Source organism: Clostridium tanneri (assembly GCF_033659955.1).
GTDB lineage: Bacteria > Bacillota > Clostridia > Clostridiales > Clostridiaceae > Clostridium_AM > Clostridium_AM tanneri.
Genome location: NZ_JARUJP010000003.1, coordinates 1 through 21,749 on the forward strand (window position 1 = coordinate 1; position 21,749 = coordinate 21,749).

The following is a 21,749-nucleotide window of genomic DNA, read 5'->3' on the forward strand; positions in this document are numbered from 1 at the left end:
TTTACTAAAATCAATATTTGGGTCTTTTCTTGTTTATTGCAAAATTAATTATTTCCTTATGGAACATATTAAACTACTGATTAATGCTATTCCACTGCAGATAAATGGCAAAATATAAAACCCAAACTTGGAAATTACAAAGCTTCCTAATATAGAACCAAGCGTAATTCCAATATATAATGCTGTGTTGTTTAAGGCAAGTGCCATTCCACGAGTTTCTGGAAAACTTTCTGCTAAACGAGCTTGATATGAAGTAAAGGAGGTATATCCAACAAGTGCCCACAAAAACAACAAAAAATAAACCAAAGTTTCTGATGAAAAGAAAATGCCTAATAGTACAAGGATGCCCATAAGCATGGCTGTACTGAATATTGATACCATTCTTGCACCAATTTTATCAGTAACTCTCCCACTGGATAAACTACCAATTACAGCCCCCATACCATAGGCAGTAATTGAAGTTGTAAGTTCATCTGAAGAAAAATGGTTATATAAAACCAATCCTGTTCCAAGAAATACATAAAGGGCATACATTGCAATGGCCCAAAAAGTAGTTGCACTAACTGCGAATATAATTTTTATTGGGCGGCCTTTTGTCAATTTTTCTGCTAAATGTGCTTTACTTGTTGATGCCCAAACTTTAAAGTTTAAAATTGATAGAAAAAAAGCAATTGCAGCTAGAGATATAAAAACAGAACGCCATCCAAGAAATTGTTCTAACAGAGTTCCGATAGGTGCTCCTGCCCATAAAGCCATAAGATGTCCAGATACTACTACAGAAAGCCATGTACCCCTACGTTCAGGTAATGCTATATCGCTAATAATTGCGTAGACTAACGGGGTTATAGAGGCAACAGATAAACCAGCAAAAATACGACTAATTATTAACATGGTGAAGGTAGAAGAAATAGCTGTTAAAAAATTGGATAAGCAAAAGGATAATAAACCGGAAACAATGAAAAGACGGCGGCCTTTGTGATCTGAAAGCCACCCAAAAAATGGCGCACTAATGGCATAAATAAGTGAAAACACGGTAACTATCCACCTTGCAGCAGCAGGAGTTATTTCATATTCTTTGGCTATAAATGGTAACAAAGGGGAGATAACAAATAAATCAGTGCCAATAATAAATAAGGTAAGCCACCCTGTAAGAAGATACATGGTCTCTTTTAGGTTAAAACACACATTCATCACCTTTAAGTAATATTACATTAGTTAGTTTATGAAAATGAAATATTTAAAGTGCCTGCATCTGATATAACCCCTTCACTATTTCGTATAAATTTACAAAAGCAAAGTAATCTTTTCAATGGATAATAGAATAATGAAATAAAAAGATTTATATGATATAATTGCCTTTAGGTTTAGTCGAAGTTGTAAATTTTCCGTAATACTTGCGATATGAACTTGGTAATAGTCTTTACTTTATATGAATTTGCTCCAGAGATTATAAATAATGAAATAATAAAATTGAGAGAAAACACTAATGAGAGTCATATAGAGATTTTTATTATAACATTGAGGAGAATATAGATGAATTTTATAGCTATAGATTTTGAGACTGCAAATGAAAAAAGAAACAGTGCATGCTCAATTGGTATTGTTGTTGTGAAAAATGGACATGTTGTAGAAAAAATACACCATTTAATAAGACCTAAGGAAATGAGATTCATGCCAATTAATATTGGAATTCATGGAATAAGACCAGCCATGGTTGAGAATGAACCAGGGTTTGATAAAGTATGGGAGAAAATTAAGCATTATTTTAATGAAAATTTAGTGATAGCACACAACGCTTCCTTTGATATATCCGTTTTAAGAAAGAGTGCAGAACTTTATGATATAGAACTGCCTAGTTTTAAATATATTTGCACAATGAAACTTGCTAGAAACTTTTATAAAGGAATTGAAAATGCAAAATTGAATACAGTGAATGATTTTTTAGGATATGAGTTTAAGCATCACGATGCACTGCAGGATGCTCTCGCCTGTAGTAACATATTGCTTAATATATCAGAAGAATTAAAGTGTGGGGATATTAATGAAATATCTAAATTAATAGGTGTAACTATTGGAATAGCAGACAGCAGTGGATATAAACCATCATCATCTAAAGGAAGTGGCATTAAAACATCTAATAGAATTTATGATCATAAAAAAGAAACTATATTTGAAAGGCTAGAAAAGGATCTATTTAGAAATGAAGTGGTTGTATTTACAGGAAGGTTAACTTCCATGTCTAGAGATGAAGCCATGAGATTAGTTAGAAGGCTTGGAGGGGCAACAGGAAGCTCTGTTACAAAAAAGACAACAATTCTAGTGACTAATATGAAAGATGTTAAAGATTTGCGTAGGGAAGAAATGAGTAATAAGCTTAAAAAGGCAACAGATTTAAATGCAGAAGGACAGAATATAAGGTTTTTAAATGAAGAAGAATTTTTAAATATGAGGAAGGGTTCTTGATATTTGTGCATAAAAAGGTTAATCCTTTCAAAAAATATTTAGAACGAAAGAAATATACATATAACATGTGTCATGAGGAAAGTATGGGAATTCCTAGGGAATAATATAAATAAAAAATGAAAAGAGAAGGTGTCAACTTGAGTAAAGTATATTTTATTAAAAATTCAGGATCCGATTACAGTAAGCTTGGAAAAGATGCTTTGGAACTTTTGAAGAGAATAGTATCAGAAACGGAGCATAGCTTTGAAAAAGAAGTGCCTATAAAAGTGCATTTCGGTGAAAAAGGAAACAAAACCTTTATTCCGGCAAAGTGCTACGATGAAATTATAAACTATCTAAAAGAAGAGGGAGTGTCCCCATCTTATATCGAAACTAATGTATTATATAGAGGATCAAGAACTACTACAGAGCTTCATATTGAGACAGCAAAATCCCATGGCTTTACACAGATTCCAATTATAATTGCAGACGGAGACATTGGAACAGAGTACGATGAAGTAGAAATAAATAAGGAATATATAAGCAAATGTAAAATAGGTAAGGGATATGGAAAATACAAACAATTTATTGTTATGAGCCATTTTAAAGGTCATGTTGCAGCGGGATTTGGTGGTGCTCTAAAACAGCTTGCTATGGGTTTTGCTGCTAGAGGAGGAAAGCTAGAGCAGCACTCTGGAATATCTCCTGTAGTAGATGCTGAAAAATGTATTTCCTGTGGTATTTGTGTGAATAAATGCAACTTTGGTGCCATCCAGAAGCCAGATACTGCGGTTATTGACGAAAGTAAATGCATTGGCTGCGCAGGGTGTATTGCTGTTTGCCCTGAAGGTGCAATTGAAAATACCTGGGGAGGATCTCATTTTCTTGAGAAACTTTCAGAGTATGCCTACGGAGCATCAAAAGACAAGGACATCATATATATTACCTTTGTTCACAATATCACCAAGGAGTGTGACTGCGCCGGAACAGCTATGAAACCAATTGCAGGTAATATTGGTATTCTTGCTGGAAAGGATCCTGTTGCCTTGGATACAGCATGTCTGGACTTAGTTCAGAAAAGCAGCGGAAAAAAGCTTTTTGAAAAAGGCAGGCAATCTCTTATGCATGCAGAAAAAATAGGACTGGGAATAATGGAGTATGAGCTTAATGAGGTAATAACTGAAAGCAATGAGTAATCTAGAAAGTAAGATTTAATGGATAATAAAAAAACTTATTTGAGGTCTCAGTACAAAAACTGAGGCCTTAAGTACATTATCTTTCTTCCTCCCAATTATATTATATCATATGAAATTTTTAAATAACAGGCTTATAATGTGCGCTTATTGTGTGTATTATAAGAGCAGACATTATTTCATAGAGAATTGTTTCAACTACACCTGGAAAAGAGGAAGGAGAATGTGTGTGAATTCATATGTGCTTAGCTTTCAGGAAATTGACAAAACAAAGATTTCCATGGTTGGGGGTAAAGGCTCCAACCTAGGGGAACTATCCAAGACTCCGGGGATATTAGTACCAGATGGTTTTTGTGTTACTACAGAAGCATATAAAAAGATAACTGGAAATAATCAGGAACTTAAAAGTTTATTAGATGAGTTATCCCGTCTTAGAGTGGAAGATAGGAAAAAAATTGGTGGAGTTAGCAGGAAAATTCGCATGGTCATCGAAAGAATATCTATTTCTGAAGATATAGAAGAAGAGATCATGGGTTATCTCACAAAGTTTGGTAAAAAAGATGCCTATGCAGTGCGATCTAGCGCAACTGCAGAGGATTTACCGACAGCCTCCTTTGCCGGCCAGCAAGATACGTATCTGAACATTATCGGAAGGGAGGCAATCCTAAAGCATATCAGTAAGTGCTGGGCATCGCTATTTACTGCGAGGGCAGTAACTTACCGCCTTAAAAATGGCTTCAACCACCGTAAAGTCCACCTGTCTGTAGTTGTTCAGAAGATGATCTTCCCAGAGGCAGCAGGAATTTTGTTTACTGCAGATCCCGTCACTTCTAATAGAAAGGTGTTATCCATTGATGCCAGCTTCGGACTTGGTGAAGCCTTGGTCTCCGGCCTAGTGAATGCTGATAACTATAAAGTCCGTGATGGTAAGGTTATTGATAAGAAGATATCTACCAAGAAGCTAGCTATTTATGCCTTAAAAGATGGCGGCACAAAAGAATATGAGATTGAGCCTGAGATACAGGATAAGCAAGTGCTGAGGTCTGAACAGATTTTGAGCCTCGCGCACATGGGCAGAAAGATCGAAGAACATTTCCGCTGCCCACAGGACATCGAATGGTGTTTGGCTGATGATACATTTTATATTGTCCAGAGCCGCCCAATCACTACTTTATACCCAATCCCTGAAGCAAATGACCATGAAAATCACGTTTATGTATCTGTAGGTCATCAACAGATGATGACAGACGCCATGAAACCATTGGGATTGTCTTTATGGCAGTTAACAGCAGCTAGACCTATGTCTAAAGCTGGTGGAAGGTTGTTTGTACTTGTCCACTTAGCACAACTAACGTTAAAGTGGCTTAAATCAAGGCTTCCATATATAACGGAGTTAATTCCTTTTAAAATTTCCTATAGAAAACCTATAAAAAATTTTTTCATTATAAAAGATACAATTACATTACCCATTAAATTATACCAATAAAAGTACCATTTAACTATATGATTTTTTCATAGAGTAAGCTAAAGATTTTTTAATATTTATTTCACAGGCAGAAACAACTTAGGACTTATTTTTATACAATAATGATATGTTAAATTTAAAAATATAAAAGGAGTGTATCAGTATGAATGGCAAAAAAGATGTTTTAGATAGTGGTCCTTTTTTTCATGGTACTAAAGCAGAACTAAAACTTGGAGATTTATTAAAACCACAACACTTATCAAATTACCAGGATAAAAAATCAAACTATATCTATTTTACTGGAACATTAAATGCTGCTAAATGGGGTGCTGAATTAGCGAAATCTAACTCAAAAGAAAGAATTTACATTATAGAACCATTAGGTGAATTTGAAAATGACCCGAACTTAACTGACAAAAGATTTCCTGGAAATCCAACACGTTCTTATAGGTCTAAATCTCCTTTGAAAATAATAGCTGAATTAGGTTCATGGGAAAGACATTCCGATGAAGAAATAAATCATATGCTTTCATCTTTAAAAAAGTTAAGTGAAGAAGGAAAAAATGTAATATACGATTAATCCATAAATATACAATTAACAACATTGCAAGGCTTCTTTTTATGTTGTAAAATCAACATTATTCTTCAGCATAGCCTAAAATAAAAGTGGAGAATAGGTGCATAATTTTTTGAATGAGAAAAGGTAAAGAAAAAGGGTAATGAGAATTAACCCATTACCCCTAAATTAATAACTATTTTATTACCTACTGTCCGTCAATGCCTGTGCTAGATAGTATATCAAGGTATTATATAAAAAGAGTTTTTATGACATACATTGACACTTATAAAAACATTGGAAATACTCATTCTAGAGGGGGATTAGGTCAATTTTGAAGGGGTAAAATTATGACTTTGCTAAATACAAATGCGTAAATTTTCCATGCATTCGTACCAAGGACATAAAAAGGAGAAATTTTAAACATCCTCGTTCCTAAGTAATAGTTCTACATTTGCATCACAAATCCGTGCTATCACTTCATCATAGTGAAACTTCATTATAACAAATGTATCATCATCATTTAACTAACCACCTTTTTTCTACTCTTTATTAGTACCCCACTAGAAATATTTTTTAATTATTTCGTCATTCAAATAATACCTTTTGGCAACCCCTTCTTTTTTATAAGGTTGTCCGTCACTAACAATTAAACCTAATTTCCTTAACTTAGGGACGGACTTCTTTCTGATTTGTTCTATAGATAGGTTTGTATATTCGGATAACTGTTGGTATGAAGGACAAGCATATTTTTTGCCATACTCATCCCTATACTTAGTATTTTGGTATATTCCAACTAATACACCTAATACCCTACTATCTGCCAAGGTTAGTCTATATTCTTTCTCTAAGTCTACACTCTCCATTGTGTAGAATTTTTCTCTAGCCATAATTTTACACCCCTTTATTTTAAGTTATACTTCGTAAGCTTCATTTTTAAGAAGCCTATACTTATCTAACAAGCAAAAGGGGAGGTATGGGACAGAGTACCTAGGTAGTGGTATTTTGTACACAGGGTAATGGTACAGAGTACCTAAAACTATGGTACTGAATACACACCTATATTAATACAAACCATTACCAATACTATTACTAATAACATTAATTTACCTACTAAAGTAGGAGATTACTTCGTTATAGATATATTAGATATTAAGGATTTAATCCGTTATATAGTAGATAAGGAATAAGAGTTTATAAAAAAGGGGACTAGACAGGGTGCCTTTTCCGTAAACTTGTCCCTGTACAGATGAGTAACGTACTATATTTTTTTATTTGCAGTTGTTCCATCCATTTACTCAACTCGGTAAATAACTATATAGAAGGTCTTGGAGGAAATCTAATTGGAATATAAAGGGACTAAACTAAATGAACCTGTTAAGCTATTCAGGGACGACGGAAGTTATTGTTTAATAGCTAAGCTATGTTAAAGATTGATGTTGAAAATCATATACATTACTTCTAGATAAAGTTATGCAATCCATGTATAATGAAGTTAGTTGGTACTTGTAAAATTATACGAAGTAACGTCTCTTTTGCATTGAGGTATATTATGAATGGTAATGAACTGAAAAAATGGGTAATTGAAAATAATATTAAACAAAGGACTATTGAAAGCTTTTGGCGATGCTTTGAAAAATATAAGGTAGAGAGTCCTGATGAATATGATGAATACTTTGGCTTATTTGATAAAGGTTCATTAACTATATGGACAGATAAGATAGCACTTAAAATTATGAATTGGGATACCTTTTATGAAGAATATAATGAAAACCACGAATTTATTGAAGCATACTTAAAGTTAGAATATAAAAACAAATATATTGGTTACTATAGTTTGCTTTTTAATTTTTCAGGGGAAACATTCGATGATTATTTTGTTTTAGAATGAGGGATTACTAATTAGGAATGTTGTTATCTTGTGTTACAAGTTTAAATTAAGACGAATAAATATATGTTTTGTGAGAAAAGAAAGGAAGGTACATATGTTATATTATGAAGATTTTTCAAAATGGGTAGATAGTAATTTGCAACAACTTCCGTCAGATGTGATTGCAGTTAACTTTAATTTGTATGAGGGTTCAAACCAAACATATGATATCCAATTAATTGGAACAGATACATTTGATGAAGAAGATGAGGATTGGGTGTGTGAAGAGATATTTACAACAGGAGAAGATGTATTTCTTATACCTCGAACTGATGATATTGAAAATTGGGAAGATGGTTTATCCTTTATAACAAAAATGATAGAAAAATATCTTCAAGACGGAAAACTTGCCAATGTACTTCAAGAACTACAAGGTGTTGGTGTTGGATTTGTAGATGGAGATATTGAAATTTTACATCAAGCAAAATAAATCTAACTAGTTCGTATTCTCATATGATGAACTAAAGAAGCCTTAACTAGATTTTTAAACAGCTTCAACCTATACAGGAATGTAGAAATAGCTTTGCTATCTAAATTAACAGATAGTAAGGCATTTTCTTTTTATTTACCCATCTTTCCGATAGCTTACATCATTAATCTCTCCGTTATTCTAGAGGTTTCTATTAGTATCTATATCCTAACGGATATTATTTCTTTTTCTAATAAAAACCCCCTTATAGTAATTTAACAAGTTATTTTACCTAAATGGGACAAAATACCCAAAACTATTTTTTAAGGCTTGTCTGATACGGAAAACATCTTTTTATAATCAACTTGCTTTTAATTTTTCCTATAGGTAGCTAGGGTATTTTAAATCTTAAGTCATATGGGAAGGGTATAAGTCCTTTAATTAACTTCAATCTTAAAAAGTTGAGTTAGCTAATACATAAAGGGAAGCCAATTAACGGAAAGTCTAAATGTAAAATCGTAAACTTTGTTGGCATTAAGTCCCAAATGTATAAGGGGAAATTTATTACCTACCCCCTACCTATTTGCATTTGGGTCATTATTGATATTCCTTATATGAGTTCATAAAAGTATACAATTACGGACTATTTAAAAACACAACATTTATCGTCCGTTAAAGTTGCTAAATAATATTGTGAACGTTCGTAATTATATATTGACTATTACGAACTATACTGTTATTATATGATTAATGAGTTTATTGTAAAGGAATGATATACAATGAAAAATAAAACATTTGCTTACATAAGAGTAAGTACACTTGAACAGAATACAGATAGACAAGTACAGGCTTTAAATGATTACTGTAAAGAGAACAATATTGTTATAAATGAACGTGATATTTACACCGACAAAGCAAGTGGAAAGGACTTTAACAGGGAAAACTACAAGGCTTTAAAGCTTAATTTAAGGGATGGAGATACTTTAATAATTAAAGAACTTGATAGACTTGGCAGAGATATGCAAAGGATAAAAGAAGAGTGGCACGAACTGTTAAAACAAGGGGTAAACATTATTGTAATTGATACCCCTATACTGAACACTACAAATAAGACAGATTTAGAAAAAAGCCTAATATCTAATATAGTGTTTGAACTATTGTCATATATGGCACAAAAGGAAAGAATTAAAATAAAACAAAGACAAGCAGAGGGAATAGCATCTGCAAAAGCAAAAGGTCTAAAGTTTGGTAGACCTTCGGTTGAGTATCCAAAAGAGTTTAGTAATGTTTATGCTGAATGGAAGGAAGGAAGTATATCAGCCGTAAAAGCAATGGATATATTAAACCTTAAAAAGACAACCTTTTATAAATTAGTAAAAGACTATGAACAATAGGTTTGTAGTTCTTTTTTTATTGGGTTATATTTGTATATTCCCTCCGATTCCTTTACAGATTAGTTAAAACTTTATTATAATAAAGGCTTTCCTTAAGGGAAAATAAAACCCCCTTAGTCAATACACTTGTACCAAGGAGGTTACTAAATGTCATATATTAAATACTTTCTTAGGTAATACAGTTAATCTAAAATCCTCAATGCCATTTTCATCAGTTTCCCATCCCAAAAATACCTTGTCCAAGAGTAGTCTAAGCAATCGGTTTGCCTGTTCCTTATCCTCTATTAAAGGTAGTGTAGTTATAGGGAATGTACCCTTTGACGGAATGGATTTAAGGCTATTGATTCTACCTATTAATTCAAGCTTCTCTTGGTACTCATTAGATACCTTAGTTTTGTCTAGGGAATCAATTCTACTAGAAATTTCGGCTATGCTTTTATCTAAATCTTGTAATTGTACCCCTATATCATTTTTAATTTCTTCAAATTCAACTCTATTGATTTCTCCGTCTAATCTCATTTCCTTGGCATTGGATAACCTCTTAGTCAGCTTGGTTTTCTTCTTCTCTAAATCCTGTATTTGTGATTCAAATATTTCCGTTGTATCTATAACAGGGGTATTTAATACCTTCTGCCATTCTTCCCTTAACATTAATTCTATATAATCTATTTGGGAGTAGAAATCATTCATTATTTTGTCTGCTTTAATACCTTTGTTCTTGCCACAGGTACAATTTCTTACCATCAAAGAAGGATGATTAGTATTCCTATTAGACATTTGAAAGAATAGCTTATTTCCACACTCATCGCAATACAGGATGTCTTTTAATATGTTTAGTACCTTCCCCCTGAATCTGCCTCTTTTACCCCCTTCTAAAGTATTCCTACTTTTCAAACCTTCTTGTACCTTTATAAAATCATCCTTGGAGATTATTGGTTCAAATGCGTCCTCTACTCTTAAATCTTTATAGATTATAGTCCCTGTGTACCCTTCATTGGTACAAATACAATGTACGGACTTGGCAGGTTTATCCACCATTTCAGCAATGTGTTTAGTACCATATCCGTTTAATGCTAGGTTAAATATCTCTTTTACTGTTTCAGCATACTGATTAGGGACAAAGGTTCTTTTACCATCTATTTTTACAGCATCATAGCCAAAAGGGGGACGTGCATTAACATTCTCTTTACGTAGGGTCTTGTCTACCTTGCCAGCTAACATTATTTTTACAATGTGTTTGTATTCCTCTTCTGCCAAAATAGCTTGAAATTTTAGTACCATAATATCACTCATATTATACTGTTTGTCGGGTGTGATTATTGGAATATTAAGCTTTTCAATTTTTTCATATACTTCTGCGGCGATTTTTAACCTTCTTGCAATTCTATAAACATCTACAACAACTAAAGCATCATACAAATGTAATGTATCAAGCATTTGGGTTAAAGCTACTCTGTCCTCCATATCTGCATGACCACTTATAACTTCTTCGAATATAGTATAGTTATAATTTCTTTCATTGCATAGTCTCGTTAATCTTTCTCTATGGCTTTGTAACGTGTCTTCCGTTTCTTGCTTTTCCCTTGATATCCTTAAATAAATGGCAACGTGCTTAATCTCATTCATTTTTTTAATCTCCTTCTTATTTTAAATTTTTATTGCTATAATCTATTTAACAAGTCAAGTCTGATAAATGGGACATTATATTTAAATGTGCTAAAGGGATATGTTTGTTGATGTGACACAAATGCTTGCTTCACCTGACATCAGAAAAGTGTTATTAAATAACATGGGGCAACACGATCCTCTCATGAAAGACTCACTTATGACCATAATAGAGGGAGATTTTATAAAATCTTTACCGAATGATAAGAAAGAGCAGAGCTCTGGTAACAGCAATAAGGTTAAGTCTCCTGTAGATCCTCAAGCACAAATCAAAAACAGTCCGTCAATCGTTTTTGATTTGATTGAGAAAAGTCAAAGATCCATAGAAGAGTTAAAACAAAACATCCAAGGGAAATCAGGAACAGATTTAATAGATTTTATACTAGAAGATATTCAAGAGTTAAAGAGGATTTTATTTGACCCACAAAGTTCAGCAGTATTTATGGCTGCTATAAATGCTTCATATTGGATTAATGAAAAAATGAATAAGTGGTTAGGTGAAAAGAACGCAGCAGATATACTTTCTCAATCTGTACCAAACAATATTACTTCGGAAATGGGTCTGGAACTATTGGATGTGGCAGATGTAATTCGTCCTTATCCAGAAGTAATCGATTATTTACAACATGTAAAAGATGACAAGTTTTTGGATGAACTGGTTAAGTTTAATGGTGGTAAGGAAATCCAAGACGCTATCTATTCTTATATTGACAAATACGGAATGCGATGCAGCGGAGAGATTGATATTACTAGACCTCGCTTCAGCGAAAAACCAACTACACTTATACCCATGATTCTAAATAATATCAAAAATTTTGAGCCTAATGCTAGACATCAAAAATTTGAGCAAGGGCGACAGGAAGCTTTGAAGAAAGAACATGAGTTATTAGAAGGATTGAAGCAATTACCGGATGGTGAAGAAAAAGCCAAAGAGACAAAAGGAATGATTGACTTAATCCGGAATTTTATTGGGTTTAGGGAATATCCAAAATACGGCATGATTAGTCGTTACTTTATTTATAGGCAGACTCTACTGAAAGAAGCGGAGAGACTGGTAAAAGCAAAGGTTATTCATGAAAAAGAAGATATATATTACCTCACCTTTGAAGAACTTCGCCAAGTGATAGGCACAAATAAACTGGATTATGATACCATCAGCAAAAGAAAGGAAGAGTACAAATTATTTAAAAAACTAACTCCTCCACGTGTTATAACCTCTGAGGGTGAAATACCCGCAGGTAAGTACAAAGGAGAAAATCTCCCAGTAGGCGCTATTGCAGGTCTACCTGTTTCTTCTGGAAGTTTTGAGGGAAGGGCACGTGTCATCTTAGACATAGAAGATGCTAATCTAGAAGATGGAGATATATTAGTCACCTCTTTTACTGACCCTAGCTGGACACCATTGTTTGTATCCATAAAAGGCCTAGTAACCGAAGTTGGCGGATTGATGACCCATGGAGCAGTTATCGCACGTGAATATGGCTTACCAGCAGTTGTGGGAGTAGAAAATGCTACTAAACTGATAAAAGACGGACAGCGAATTCGGGTGAATGGAACAGCAGGGTATGTAGAAATCCTATAATGAGGGAATTAATAAAACATTTGTGGAAACTACACAAGCTAAATGCACAAGTAAATTTGCTTAAAATATTAAGAATGGATGATGTCTATGCCTGTAAATTCTTTTGGAAATTATCCAATGAGTTGGAAACCAAAATTGACCGACAGTAATCAAACGTTATACCTGGCCATTGCAGTAAGGCTGGCTGTTACAGCTCCATCTAGCGATGAAGAATTAAAAAAGGCACTTAAAATTCTAAAAGGAATATTATCAAATCTCTAATTATGGCCCATACAGAAAACAAAATTGGGTTGCGCACAATTATAGTATTGAGTGCAACTTTTTTCTTTGTTAAAAGTCCTCGGAAATGATGAAAACTATAATAGTAAAATCCTGTAGTTGTACATTAATTATTTTATGTTTCCTATATATGTTTCCTATAAATGATATATAATTGAAAAGGGAAATAAGGACATTTAGAAGGAGTGCATTAGATGCTAGTTAAAATTACAAATGGCTGCGTTGCTTTTGGCACAAATACAATATTATCTAATATTGATTTTCAAATAAACGCAGGGGAAAAGGTTGCTTTAGTTGGACGAAATGGATGCGGAAAGACAACTCTTCTTAAGTTGATTTCCGGTGAATATGAGCTTTCAAAGCTTGATAATGGTGAAACATCCTCTATTAGTACAGCGAGAAATATAACTATCGGTTATCTTAAGCAGATTACCTTTGAGGATGAAACTATTACGCTTGAGGATGAAGTGAAAAAAGCCTACAAAGAAATATCAGATATAGAAGTTAGGATGGAAAAACTTCTTAGTGAGATGGAGAGTGACTCAAATAGTTCTGCAGTTAAGAAATACTCAGAATTACAGGAAAGATATAATCTGCTTGGAGGATATACCTATAAGAAAGAATATGAGGTTGCTATTAAGCAGTTTGGATTTACTGATGAAGATAAGGCAAAGGCTCTTTCAGAGTTTTCTGGAGGACAGCGCACTAAAATTGCCTTTATCAAGCTTTTGCTCAGTAAGCCGGATTTATTGGTATTGGATGAACCTACTAATCATCTTGATATTAATGCTATTGAATGGCTTGAAGAATATTTAAAGGAATATAAAAAGGCAGTTCTTATAGTTGCCCATGACAGGGAATTTTTAGATAAAATTGCGAGCTCAGTTTATGAGATTGAGCGAGGAAAAATTACAAGATATACTGGAAATTACTCCGCATTTGCTGAAAAGAAGCGTCTTGAATGGCAAATTCAGCAAAAGAAACATATTGAACAGCAAAAGGAAATTGCCCATTTAAGCGGACTTGTTGAGCGTTTTCGTTATAAAGCTACCAAAGCGGCTATGGCACAATCTAAAATAAAACAGCTTGATCGTATGGATATTGTGGAAGCTTCTGAGGTGGCAGATACAAAGGGCTTTTTTGCGGATTTTGAACCTGAGTACCAAAGTGTTCAGTTGGTATTGAGAGCAAAAGATTTGGAAATAGGCTATAGTAAAACACTTTCAACAGTTTCACTCAATATAACCCGCGGTGAAAAAATTGGGATTATAGGCGGCAATGGATTAGGTAAATCTACATTCTTAAAAACCATTGTTGGCGCTATTCCTAAGCTCGGTGGTACATATTCCGTTGGGGATAAGGTTAAAATCGGATATTTTGACCAGCATATGGCACAGTATAAAAGTGATAAAACTGTACTGGATGAATATTGGGATGAGTTTCCTGATTTAACTCAGACAGAGGTTCGCAGTGCTCTTGGAGCTTTTCTTTTTACACAGGAGGATGTATTTAAACCGGTTAATGCTCTTTCTGGTGGAGAAAAGGTACGTTTAGAATTGTGTAAAATATTAAAGCGCAGACCAAACTTTCTGATCCTTGATGAGCCTACAAATCATATGGATATAATAGGCAAGGAAACATTGGAGAAAATGCTTAAAGACTATACCGGCACGCTAATTTTCGTTTCTCATGATAGATATTTTGTGAAACAGATTGCTTCGTCAGTTCTGGTATTTGATAAGGGTAATGTTGGCTACTACCCTTTCGGATATGAAGATTATTTGGAAAAGGCAGCAAAGAAACTTGTTGATAAAGAAACAACTGTAGTTAAAGAGAAGAGTCAAAAGAAAAAGTTTACAACACCTGGTAAGGAAAAGGCTAAAATAGAGACAAGGGTAAAAAAACTTGAAATATTACTTGAGAAATGTGATGAAAAAATTGCAAAACTTCAAGAAGAGCTTCAATCACAAGAGGTTATTTCCGATTATGTAAGACTAACGGAGCTTCAAGAGGAACTTATGGCACAAGAAGAGATCAATATGGGCTATTTAGAAGAATGGGGCGAATTGCAGGATAGGTTAACAGAAGATAGTTTTGGATTTAGATCATAATTGCGTTATGGCTAATGTTACAGTGTAATATGCCGAAAGCAGACTTTAGAGGAGCACGTGGATATGCTATTGATATTAAAAACAATAACTTAGAAGGAGCGAAATTTTCTTATCCTGAAGTTGTTAGTTTATTAAGCTCAATAGACATTATTATTGATTAAGCTGTATCACAAAGGAAAGGATTGATTGTTATGGAAAAAGCAATATATGTAATTACTGGTGTAATGGCAGCAGGCAAGTCTACTGTTGCTGAAGCCTTATCAAAAAAATTAGAAAAGTGTGTTCATCTTCACGGAGATGTTTTTAGGAAGATGATTGTAAGCGGTAGAGAGGAAATGAGTGACAATCCAAGTGAAGAAGCCTTAAACCAGCTTAATATTAGGTATCGTATTACTGCGAATGTAGCAAAAGAGTATTATGATAATGGCTTTACTGTTGTTGTACAAGACAATTATCTAGGGGATAAACTTACGTATTTTACCGAACTTCTAAGGAACTACCAAGTTTACGTTATAGTGTTATGCCCTAGTATAAAGACTATAGAACAACGTGAAAAAAATAGAGGAAAGAAAGGATACATTGGTTTTACAGTTGATAGCTTATATGGGAGTTTTATGGAAAGCACGCCTAGAATAGGACTTTGGCTAGATACTTCTAATATGTCACCGGAGGAAACAGTTAACGAAATTATAAGAAGGGCTGATAAGGAAGGAAAATATAGATAAATCTACGATTATTCTAGATTTGTTATCAGTATGCTGGATGGTTCAGAAATTGAATAAGCTTTTATGATTGACCAGCTGAGGTGCTCTTTTACCTTAGCTGGTTTTTTGTGATTTATTCTAATACATCAGATAAAGGCTTCGAGCTAAAATAATCCAGTTCTTGATTAACGCTGTGAATATCATAAATTTTTTTCTCAAGGCAAAATTAGAGCAACAAATAAAATACATATCTCAAGGAAAAGCAGCAAAACTAAAATATAAACATTGTGGTATAAGAAGTGTTTAAAATTATTCATACATAGGTGTTGACTAAGATAGTCAATGGTGTTATATTTAAATTGACCATTTTAGTCAAAAACCACATGTTTTTTATTTAGAAAGAAGGTGAACAGTATTTTTACAAAGTTTTTTAGCTTAAAACCTGAGAAACAACAGCGAATATTAAATGCAGCAATAAAGGAATTCGCAAAAAAAGGATATAAAAATACAGCGACAGATGAGATTGTAAAGGAAGCTAATATCTCGAAAGGAGCATTATTTCACTATTTTAATAGTAAAAAGGGCCTGTTCATATTTTTATATGACTATACTTTAGAGATTCTTATGAATGAGTTTTTCGGAAAAATAGATTTGGATGAAAAAGATATCTTAAAAAGATTGCAGCAGGTTTTACTAACTCAATTTATGCTAGTTAATAAATATCCTGATATGCTTGACTTTGTTAAGACTGCTAATTTTGAAGACTCTGATGAAGTAAAAAATGATATGGAGTTAAGGAATAAAGAATACCTAATAGATGCCTATAGTAAAGTACTAAATAATTTTGATACTTCCAAATTTAAAGAGAATATTGACATAAAAAGAGCTGTAGATGTTATTGTTTGGACCATGGAAGGTTTTGTATCCAAAGAGAAGGAAAAGATAAAGGATCACTCTATAACTAATCTTAATTTTGATGAAATATTATCGGAAGTGAATATTTATTTTGAACTGTTAAAAAGTAGTTTTTATAAGTAAAGAAAAAGGAGATAATTGATATGCCAAATATGGTCAAAAGCTTTAAAGATTTGACTCCTGAGCTTCAGGCGTTTGCAGGAGGAAAAGGTGGCAGCCTAGCTAGAATGTATCAGGACGGGTATCCTGTTCCTGATGGTTTTGTTGTTTTACCGTCAGCTTTTCAGGAGCAAAAGCTTAATGATGAAGCCTGGAACGAGATAAGGGTTTATCTGAATACCATTAGAAAAAATCATGAGGGAGCGTTGTTTGCAGTAAGGTCATCCGCTTTAAGCGAAGATTCAGCACAGGCTTCCTTTGCAGGAGAGTTTGAAACTGTCCTTAATGTTAAAACAGATAAAGAGATATGGGAAGCAATCTATACAGTTTTTAGATCAAGAGAATCAGAGAGAGTAAAGGCATACAGCACCATTCAAGGTATGGAACAGTCTCACCAGATTGCCGTGGTGATTATGCTTATGGTTCAGTCTGAAATTTCAGGAGTATTGTTTACTGCTGATCCTATTACAGGCAGCCACACAAGTATGGCAGGTAATTTTGTATATGGATTGGGAGAGCAGCTTGTATCCGGGGAGGCCAATGCATATCCTTTTAAATTGATGAGACCAAAAGGAAAATATGAAGGCCCCAATGACTTTATGAAGTATGCCTCAGAATTATATAAACATGCTGCTAAACTTGTGAAGGAGTTGGGATGCCAGCAGGATATTGAATGGGCTGTTGCAAGGGGGAAAGTATATATTCTTCAAGCAAGGCCTATTACAACACTGAACACAGGTAATCTGGACACCTATGAATTGAATGACACTTTGGACGGAGACTTCCTCTGGACTAATACCAATGTAGGTGAGGCTATGGCAGATGTTTTTACTCCCTTAAGTTGGTCTGTAATAAGAGCCCTTGATGAGGAGCAAATGGTAGTTCCCGGGTATTATTTATTTTCCGGTAATATATGCGGAAGAATGTACTCCAATGTAAATTTGGCATTATCCATATATCCTGCCTTCGGTAAGGACTATAAGTCTGTGCTTAAAAAAATGAATGATATATTTGGACAGATGCCAGAAGGAATGAATATTCCTATTTATCCATACTCAGGGTTAGGATTAATAAAAGCAATGATACCAGGAATAATGAATACCTTAAAAAAATCTAAAGAAGTTGCTAAGGCAATGCCGAATTATCTTAAGGACACACCAAACTGGTGTAGAACAATAAAGGAACGTATTGAAAGAATAGAGACTAGTAAAGAATTACTTTCTCTTTGGAAGGAGGAACTTTGGCCTTACAACTGTAAGGCGTTGTGGGTTGGTCGTTTTGCTCCCCGAAAAAAATTGATGGGATTATTTAAGTTAAATGAAGAGCTTCCAAAGCTTTTAGGAAAGGAAGATGCAAATACACTGCTATCGAATTTAAGAGGAAGCTCTGAACTTGAAAGTCTTGGTCCAGTTGTGGGGATATCCAAGATTATTAAAGGGGAATTAAGCAGAGAGGAGTACTTGATGAAGTACGGCCATAGAGGTCCCCATGAGTTTGAGATATCCATACCTGATCCTTCAGAAGATAAAGCCTGGCTTGAAAAACAGATAGAGGAATTTAAAAAGTCCAATGTAGATGCTGAAGGACTTCTAAAGAAGCAGCATACCCAATATGAAAAAACTTTAAAGAAACTTGAAGAGTATTTCCCAGGAAAAGCCAAAAAGATTAGCAAGCAAATTGCAGATGCTTCTGAAGGTAGCTATTTAAGGGAAGCTGCTCGTTCGGAATGGACAAGAGTATTCAGGGTTAACCGTGCTTTTGCGCTTAAAGCAGGAAATCTCACAGGAATTGGAGAGGATGTATTTTTCCTCTACCTAGATGAAGTTTTGAATTTGCTTTCTGGAGACAAATCGGCATTGAAGCATATTCCTGCTAGACGCAAAACTTATGAAAAATATAAAGCACTACCTCCATTGCCATCAATTATCCGTGGAAGATTTGATCCATTTAAGTGGTCAGAGGATCCAAAGAGAAGAGTAGATTATTATGATCCTGATTTAAAAATTGTTAATGTACCTGATTCTGAAACACTGAAAGGTTTTGCCGGAGCAGCAGGCAGAGTAGAAGGAGTTGTGCGTGTTTTGACTAATCCAGAGGAAGGTGAAAACCTTAAGTCCGGTGAAATATTAGTAGCATCAACCACTAATGTAGGATGGACCCCACTTTTTCCTAAAGCTGCAGCAATCATTACCGACATAGGAGCACCTCTGTCCCATGCCGCCATTGTAGCCAGAGAACTTGGTATTCCTGCTGTTGTTGGATGCGGCAATGCTACTACACGACTTAAGACAGGAGATAGAGTACTTGTTAAGGGTGGACAAGGTGTTGTGCATATCTTGGTTTGAACAGCAGCTGGTGTCTCTAGTTCTGATTAAGCATAAAACAGCTTATGGAGATAGTGGATATCATGGATGTATAAAGAAGGTTTAGTAAAAATAACATTGACAGTTAGGTTAAAAGTAATATATATTATAAGAGATAGATTTCAAAGAAGAGAGGTATTTTTGTGAGTGTCTAGTATCTAAAATAGTTAACTTAATATTAATTCCAAAAAAATAAAGGATAGTATGCCTTTTATTTGCTATGGAATTAATTTGTACTATTGAAGATACAAGTCCACGAATTTACTTTAAAGAGGTAATTAAAATTACCTTTATTAATTGTTGAATTTTAAGCTGTGGAGGTATCCATGGCTTTTTTTATTATACAAAAAATAGAAATCTATCGAGATTTCGTTGACTTGTAGTGTAATAAAAGAAAGCAAGGAAGGGTTATTAATATGAATAAAGAAACATTAGAAAAATTACATTACTATGAGTTAAAAGAAATAGTAAAAGGATACTGCGTTAGTGGATTAGGAAGAATATTAATTGATAAATTAGAGCCAAGTAGCAATATGAAAATTGTAAATCAAAGACTAAATGAAACATCAGAAGGAAGAGCATTAATAGATGCTTCTTATCATGTACCATTAAAGGGAATCTTTAATGTACTGCCTCTTATTGATAAGATTGAAAAGGGAGCATCCTTAGATGCAGCTGATTTAACTATGATGTCAAACTTTTTAAGTGGGTGCAGGAAAGTGAAACTATTCATAAAGGATAAAGAGGGATATGCACCTACACTAAGTGCCTATGGGGGAAATATTTCTGATTTAAGCTACATTGAAGATGAAATAAACATTTCAATTAAAGGAAGCATAGTTGACTCAAATGCTAGTAAAGAATTAAAGAAAATAAGAAGATATATTGATATATGTGAAGGTAAGATAAAGGAAAGATTAGACAAATTCCTTAGAAGCAATGAAAATAAAGAATATATTCAAGAATTCTTCATTAGCCAGCGTGATGGGAAATATACGATTCCTATTAAGGCAGCATATAAAAATCAAGTTCAAGGAACAGTTGTTGAAGCATCTTCAAAGGGAAGTACTGTTTTTATAGAGCCAAACACTATATTAAAGTATACAAATGAACTAAATGTATTAAAGGCAGAAGAAGCCGTTGAAGAATATAGAATATTAGCTACTTTAACAGATATGCTTTTTCAGAGAATAAGGGATTTAAAGATGAATATTGAGGTTATATCCGAGTACGATATGATTTTAGCAAAGGCTAAATACAGCAAAGAAATAGATGGAATTAAGCCCAAGTTAAATGACTATGGATATATTAAGATAATTAAAGCAAAATATCCTTTAATTAAGAACAGCGTGCCTTTAGATTTTGAAATTGCTAAAAGCTACAGGGGACTAATAATAACAGGACCAAATGCAGGTGGAAAGACTATAGTGTTAAAGACAATTGGATTACTCACATTAGCAGCACAGTCTGGGTTTCATATTGAAGCAACAGAAGGTACAGAGCTTTCCGTATTTAACAATGTATTTGTTGATATAGGAGATAATCAAAGCGTTGAAAATGCTTTAAGTACATTTTCATCACATGTAAAAAATCTAGCAGAAATAGTAAGAAAAAGCACAAATTCAACATTATTATTGTTTGATGAAATTGGCAGCGGAACAGAGCCTAATGAAGGATCAGCTTTGGCTATTGCAATACTAGAAGAACTATATCACAAGGGATGTATAACTATAGCAACTACTCATTATGGAGAAATAAAAAACTTTTCAAAAGAACACCCTGATTTTGAAAATGCAGCTATGGAATTTGAGAAGGAAAGCCTTGAACCGCTATATAAGCTTAGTATAGGAAAAGTAGGAGCTAGTAATGCACTATACATTTCTAAAAAGATGGGATTATATGACTCAATTATAAGTAGAGCAAGAGAATATATGGATACTAAAAATTATAATTATAATTTAATAAAGGATAGTAAAAAGGCTAAAAGTAAAGAGGAACAGGAAGCTGAGAATTTATATGAATACTCTGTAGGAGATAAGGTTATTCTTTTAGAAAATGATGAATCAGCCATTGTATATAAGGAAAGGGACAGATTGAATAATGTAACAGTTCTATATAACAATGAATTTATTGAAGTTAATTATAAGAGAATAAAACTAGAATTAAAGGCAAGTGATCTTTACCCAGAGGATTATGATTTAAATCAATTATTTGTAAGCTACAGAGAAAGAAAATTAGAAAGAGATATTGAGAGAGGATCTAAAAAAGCATTGAAAAAAATAAGAAAAGAAAGCTTAAAATAAAGATACAAATATAAATAGAAGTGGAGAATAGATTAAAGAATTTTTATAGTAGATTATTGAACACCAATGGTACAGATTCCATATATCACGTCAAATAGCCAGTTAAGGTGAGTAATTTTCACTCTGACTGGCCTTTTTATTGTAAAATTGTTTTTGTACTTTTTTAGAAAAAACTATTGACTTGGAGTGAACTCCAAGGAGTAGAGTAGTAATGCGGGATGTAAAAGTAACAGCTGAAGATATGGCAAAGATAAGTTTAATTTTGGAGAAATATCCCAA

15 protein-coding genes and 2 pseudogenes are annotated in these 21,749 nt (G+C 33.6%); 14 read left to right on the forward strand and 3 right to left on the reverse strand.

Translation table 11 applies throughout. The features are described from left to right. Positions 1-48: 48 nt before the first annotated feature. Entirely contained in the window at positions 49-1,185 is a 1,137-nt protein-coding gene (locus tag P8V03_RS03470) for an MFS transporter (RefSeq protein ID WP_428978960.1), read from the reverse strand. Positions 1,186-1,533: 348 nt separating this feature from the next. Between P8V03_RS03470 and P8V03_RS03475 the strand changes: the two genes are divergently transcribed. From P8V03_RS03475 to arr, 4 genes and pseudogenes are all read left to right on the forward strand, one after another. After that, entirely contained in the window at positions 1,534-2,463 is a 930-nt protein-coding gene (locus P8V03_RS03475) for an exonuclease domain-containing protein (RefSeq protein ID WP_261669962.1), read from the forward strand. Positions 2,464-2,600: 137 nt separating this feature from the next. Continuing rightward, positions 2,601-3,638 (forward strand): DUF362 domain-containing protein, encoded by a 1,038-nt coding sequence (locus P8V03_RS03480; RefSeq protein ID WP_261669963.1) that lies wholly within the window; start codon positions 2,601-2,603, stop codon positions 3,636-3,638. Between the two features lie 226 nt (positions 3,639-3,864). Next, positions 3,865-4,965, forward strand: a pseudogene (locus tag P8V03_RS03485) (PEP/pyruvate-binding domain-containing protein); the annotation flags it as partial. 298 nt (positions 4,966-5,263) lie between these two features. Further along, entirely contained in the window at positions 5,264-5,680 is a 417-nt protein-coding gene (arr, locus tag P8V03_RS03490; RefSeq protein WP_261669964.1) for an NAD(+)--rifampin ADP-ribosyltransferase, read from the forward strand. A gap of 539 nt (positions 5,681-6,219) precedes the next feature. Here the strand turns inward: arr and P8V03_RS03495 are convergent. After that, a complete protein-coding gene (locus tag P8V03_RS03495; protein ID WP_261669965.1) occupies positions 6,220-6,546 on the reverse strand; it encodes a hypothetical protein in 327 nt (108 codons plus the stop codon). A gap of 662 nt (positions 6,547-7,208) precedes the next feature. Between P8V03_RS03495 and P8V03_RS03500 the strand changes: the two genes are divergently transcribed. From P8V03_RS03500 to P8V03_RS03510, 3 genes are all read left to right on the forward strand, one after another. Then, a complete protein-coding gene (locus tag P8V03_RS03500) occupies positions 7,209-7,547 on the forward strand; it encodes a hypothetical protein (RefSeq protein WP_261669966.1) in 339 nt (112 codons plus the stop codon). Positions 7,548-7,641: 94 nt separating this feature from the next. Then, positions 7,642-8,016: a hypothetical protein gene (locus tag P8V03_RS03505; RefSeq protein WP_261669967.1), complete on the forward strand. Its 375-nt coding sequence runs from the start codon at positions 7,642-7,644 to the stop codon at positions 8,014-8,016. A 758-nt stretch (positions 8,017-8,774) separates the two neighbouring features. Continuing rightward, positions 8,775-9,389, forward strand: coding sequence for a recombinase family protein (locus P8V03_RS03510; protein WP_318796781.1), 615 nt, complete (start codon positions 8,775-8,777; stop codon positions 9,387-9,389). A gap of 150 nt (positions 9,390-9,539) precedes the next feature. Here the strand turns inward: P8V03_RS03510 and P8V03_RS03515 are convergent, their stop codons facing one another. After that, positions 9,540-11,015, reverse strand: coding sequence for a recombinase family protein (locus P8V03_RS03515; protein ID WP_261669969.1), 1,476 nt, complete (start codon positions 11,013-11,015; stop codon positions 9,540-9,542). A 100-nt stretch (positions 11,016-11,115) separates the two neighbouring features. On the opposite strand from P8V03_RS03515, the pseudogene P8V03_RS03520 reads away from it, so the two are divergent. From P8V03_RS03520 to P8V03_RS03550, 7 genes and pseudogenes are all read left to right on the forward strand, one after another. Next, positions 11,116-12,636: pseudogene (locus P8V03_RS03520) on the forward strand (phosphoenolpyruvate synthase); the annotation flags it as partial. Between the two features lie 117 nt (positions 12,637-12,753). Then, positions 12,754-12,897, forward strand: coding sequence for a hypothetical protein (locus P8V03_RS03525; RefSeq protein ID WP_261669970.1), 144 nt, complete (start codon positions 12,754-12,756; stop codon positions 12,895-12,897). Positions 12,898-13,109: 212 nt separating this feature from the next. Beyond that, on the forward strand, positions 13,110-15,026 hold the full coding sequence (locus P8V03_RS03530) for an ABC-F family ATP-binding cassette domain-containing protein (protein ID WP_261669971.1): 1,917 nt from the start codon (positions 13,110-13,112) through the stop codon (positions 15,024-15,026). 191 nt (positions 15,027-15,217) lie between these two features. Next, positions 15,218-15,751, forward strand: a complete 534-nt coding sequence (locus tag P8V03_RS03535; protein WP_261669973.1) for an AAA family ATPase — start codon at positions 15,218-15,220, stop codon at positions 15,749-15,751. 384 nt (positions 15,752-16,135) lie between these two features. Beyond that, on the forward strand, positions 16,136-16,768 hold the full coding sequence (locus tag P8V03_RS03540; RefSeq protein ID WP_261669974.1) for a TetR/AcrR family transcriptional regulator: 633 nt from the start codon (positions 16,136-16,138) through the stop codon (positions 16,766-16,768). 20 nt (positions 16,769-16,788) lie between these two features. Beyond that, complete coding sequence (locus P8V03_RS03545; protein ID WP_318796782.1) at positions 16,789-19,149, forward strand: PEP/pyruvate-binding domain-containing protein; 2,361 nt, start codon at positions 16,789-16,791, stop codon at positions 19,147-19,149. A 434-nt stretch (positions 19,150-19,583) separates the two neighbouring features. Continuing rightward, on the forward strand, positions 19,584-21,470 hold the full coding sequence (locus P8V03_RS03550; RefSeq protein ID WP_318796783.1) for an endonuclease MutS2: 1,887 nt from the start codon (positions 19,584-19,586) through the stop codon (positions 21,468-21,470). Positions 21,471-21,749: the final 279 nt, after the last annotated feature.